2 protein-coding genes and 1 pseudogene are annotated in these 3,987 nt (G+C 72.2%); 2 read left to right on the forward strand and 1 reads right to left on the reverse strand.

Annotation, left to right across the window (positions count from 1 at the left end):
• Positions 1 to 85 precede the first annotated feature (85 nt).
• On the reverse strand, positions 86 to 745 hold the full coding sequence (locus QH283_RS12490; RefSeq protein WP_280503169.1) for a hypothetical protein: 660 nt from the start codon (positions 743 to 745) through the stop codon (positions 86 to 88).
• A 289-nt stretch (positions 746 to 1,034) separates the two neighbouring features.
• On the opposite strand from QH283_RS12490, the gene QH283_RS12495 reads away from it, so the two are divergent.
• Together QH283_RS12495 and QH283_RS12500 are read left to right on the forward strand one after the other, a co-directional pair.
• Positions 1,035 to 2,324, forward strand: coding sequence for an adenylosuccinate synthase (locus tag QH283_RS12495; RefSeq protein WP_280503170.1), 1,290 nt, complete (start codon positions 1,035 to 1,037; stop codon positions 2,322 to 2,324).
• Positions 2,325 to 2,474: 150 nt separating this feature from the next.
• Positions 2,475 to 3,866 (forward strand): annotated as a pseudogene (locus QH283_RS12500) (helix-turn-helix transcriptional regulator); the annotation flags it as partial.
• Between the last annotated feature and the right edge of the window lie 121 nt (positions 3,867 to 3,987).

The raw sequence follows: 3,987 nt of genomic DNA on the forward strand, positions 1-3,987 counted from the left end.
CCCCCCCGCCGGGGGGTGGCGCCCCCCCCCGCCGCCCGGGGGGGGCGGCCCCCCCCCCCCGGGGCCCCGCGGGGGGAGGGCAGGGTCATCGCACCAGAAGCCAGGGTTCGTGATGGCGGTAGAAGGTCGAGCGTGGCACGGTGCGCGAGCCGCGGATGCCGTCGCGGGTCACCACCGCGCCGGGCGAGCCGAGCTGGGCGGCCCTGCCCTCGACCCAGCGCCGCTTGCGCAGTCCTCGCGCCGCCGCGGCCCGCACACCGGGCATGTGCAGGGTGGGGGAGATGTGCATGGCGTTGACCTTGCCGCTGAACAACAGGGTGTCGTCGACGTAGGCCTCGCCCTCCAGCTTGCCGCCGTCGGGGCCGGTGATGGTGGCCCGGCCGACCAGCACGGTGCCGGTGTCGTCGCGGATGAGCGGGGTCTGGGTGGCCTTGCCGTTGATGGCGCGCTTGGCCGCGGAATTGCCGGTGCCCACCTCGTAGGCGCGGGCCCCGTAGGTGCGGTCGATGGGAACGTAGCCGATCTCGACGTGCAGACGTTCGGTGCGCATCAGATGGGTCAGCACCGCGGCCAGCGCGGCGTCCTCGCCGAGCACGATCAGGCGCGGCAGGCTGTCGGCGGCCAGTACCGGAAGCAGTTCGTCGATGACCGCGGTATCCGGGATGGCCGCCGTTTGAGTGGTCGCCAGTGCCGCCAGCGCGATCGGGACCGGCGCCCGGTCGCAGCGGAGAACGTGGGTACTCAAACCGCCGTACACCCTCCTGGTTCCCGGCCGACCGGGGTCGACCCCTCACGCACGAGCGGGCCGACCATCCGGCTCGCCCGCAGCAACCATAGTCGCGTTCGGCCGGTCGCGCCCGGCCCGAGTCGGCATTGTGATCGCGCGCTCGGCGCGGGCGAGCGGCACATGCCGCGGGTCCCTGGTTACCGGGGCCCGGAGGGGCGATGGGTAAACTGTCCTTCCGGCCACCGCCTCAGTACGGCAGGTAGCCGCAGCACAGGCGTGCTGCGCGTCGATCCGTAGGAGACCCACAATGCCGGCAATCGTCCTCATCGGCGCCCAATGGGGCGACGAGGGTAAGGGCAAAGCGACCGATCTGCTCGGTGGCCGGTTGCAATGGGTGGTCCGCTACCAAGGCGGCAACAACGCCGGTCACACCGTGGTGCTGCCCAACGGCGACAAGTTCGCCCTGCACCTGATCCCCTCCGGCATCCTCACCCCGGGGGTGCGCAACGTCATCGGCAACGGTGTCGTGGTCGACCCCGGTGTGCTGCTCGACGAGCTGGAGGGCCTGGAGAAGCGCGACGTCGACACCACCGGCCTGCTGCTGTCGGCCGACGCGCACCTGATCATGCCGTACCACGTGGCCATCGATAAGGTCACCGAGCGATTCCTCGGCAACAAGAAGATCGGCACCACCGGCCGCGGCATCGGCCCCTGCTACCAGGACAAGGTCGCCCGGGTGGGGGTGCGCGCCGCCGACGTGCTCGACGAGAAGATCCTCACCCAGAAGGTCGAGGCCGCGCTGGAGTTCAAGAACCAGGTGCTGGTCAAGATCTACAACCGCCGCGCGCTCGACCCGCAGCAGGTGGTCGACGAGGTGCTGGCCGAGGCCGAGAAGTTCAAGCACCGCATCGCCGACACCCGCCTGCAGCTCAACGAGGCGCTCGAGCGCGGCGAGACCGTGCTGCTGGAGGGCTCGCAGGGCACCCTGCTCGACGTCGACCACGGCACCTACCCGTACGTGACCTCGTCCAACCCGACCTCCGGCGGCGCGGCCGTCGGCTCGGGCATCGGCCCGAACAAGATCAGCACGGTGCTCGGCATCCTCAAGTGCTACACCACCCGCGTCGGCTCGGGCCCGTTCCCGACCGAGCTGTTCGACGAGCACGGCGAGTTCCTGGCCAAGCAGGGCGGTGAGGTCGGCGTGACCACCGGCCGGGCCCGCCGCTGCGGCTGGTTCGACGCGGTCATCGCCCGCTACGCAACCCGCGTCAACGGCATCACCGACTACTTCCTCACCAAGCTGGACGTGCTGTCGAGCCTGGACCGGGTGCCGATCTGCGTGGCCTACGAGGTCGACGGAAAGCGCGTGGAGCAGATGCCCACCACCCAGACCGACTTCCACCACGCCAAGCCGATCTACGAGGAGATGCCGGGTTGGTGGGAGGACATCTCCGAGGCCCGCACCTTCGAGGAGCTGCCCGCCAACGCACAGGCCTACGTGCGGCGGCTGGAGGAGCTCTCCGGCGCGCGGATCTCCTGCATCGGCGTCGGCCCCGGCCGCGATCAGACGATCGTGCGCCACGACGTGCTGGCCTGAGGCCGCGTCCCGGCTCGATCGTGAGCCGCTGGATCGGGCCGCGCCCGGTGACCGCGCCGGCCTGATCGACGGTTCCGCGCGGAACCGAATCTCCGCGTGGCACAGGGGAGTTCTGCGTCCGGCGCACCCCGACGCTCTACAGTTGTGCCCATGGCTCGGAACTGGCCGATGGTCGAGCGCGAAACCGAGTTCGAAGCGATCCGCGCCGCGATCACCGGCCCCCACCACGTGGGGGCCGTCATCACCGGGGACGCCGGTGTGGGCAAGACCACCCTCGCCCGCCGGGTCGGGGCCGCGGTCGGCGGCCGCATCCGCTGGGTGGCAGGCACCGAATCCGCCCGCGGCATCCCGTTGGGCGTCTTCGCGCACCTGGTCGGCGCCTACACCGCCCACGACCCGGTCACCTTCATGGCCGCCGCCCGCGAGGCGCTGCTGGCCGACGGCGCCGACATCCTCGGTGTCGACGACGCCCATCTGCTCGACCAGCTCTCGGCCACCCTGCTGCTGCAACTGGCCATCGACAAGGCGGTGCGGGTGATCGCGACCGTGCGCGCAGGCGTGCCGGTCCCCGACGCGGTCACCTCGCTGTGGAAGGACGGGCACCTGCTGCGGGTGGACCTGCGCCCGTTCACCGAACCCCAGAGCGTGCGGCTGGTGGAGACCGTGCTCGGCGGCCAGCTCGAGGGCTTCACCGCGAACCAGATGTGGGAGTCCTCCGGCGGGAACGCGCTGTTCCTCAAGCACCTGGTGGAGGGCGCGCTGGAGGCGGGGGCGCTGCGGCAGGTGAACGGGGTGTGGCAGCTGCGCGGGCGCGCGGCGGTCACCTCGGAGCTGGCGGCGCTGCTGGAGGACCGGGTGGAGCGGCTGCCCGAGCCGGTGTTGCGGGTGCTGGAGCTGCTGACCTTCTGCGAGCCCATCGACCTGGACGTGCTGTCCGAGCTGGCCGGTGAGGAAGCGGTGGAAGCGGCCGAGGCGCGCGGGGTGATCCGGGTGGTCGAGCACGATCACCGGCTCGTCGTCCGCTACAACCACCCGCTCTTCGGCGAGGTGATCCGCCGAAGACTCGGGATCGCCTCGGCCCGCAGGCTGCGCGGCAGGCTGTTCTCCGCCCTGCAGCAGCGCCCGGTGCAGTCCGCCGCCGAGCGCATCCGGCTGGCCGAGCTGGCGCTCGACAGCGACCGATCCGCCGATCTGGAACTGTTCGAGGCCGCCGCCGCCGATGCCATCGCGGTGGCGGATCTGCCGTTGGCGGAGCGTTTCGCCAGGGCGGCGGTGGAGCGGAGGGGCGGGGTGGCCGCGGCCGACCTGCTGGCCCGCGCCCTGCTGTGGCAGGGCCACCGGATCGAGGCCGAGCGCACCCTGGCCGCTTTCGATCCCGCCGAACTGACCGAACCGCAGCTGGCCAGGTGGGGCGGCACCCGGGTGTCGAATCTGTTGTGGTCCATGGGCGATGCCGATCGCGCCGACGAGGTGCTCGCCGACATGCGGGCCAGGGTGGGCAACCCGAAGATCGCGGCCATGACCGCCGGACTGGCCGCCGCCGGGCCGGGGGACGCGGACCCTATGTCCCGCCCGCGGGCCCGGCGGGCGGGGGGGGTGTAAGATACGGGAGCCCCCCCCCCGGCCGGGTGGGGGGGGGCCGAAGGGGGGCGGCGGCCGGCGG

Source organism: Nocardia farcinica (assembly GCF_029867845.1).
Classification (GTDB): Bacteria; Actinomycetota; Actinomycetes; order Mycobacteriales; family Mycobacteriaceae; genus Nocardia; species Nocardia farcinica_A.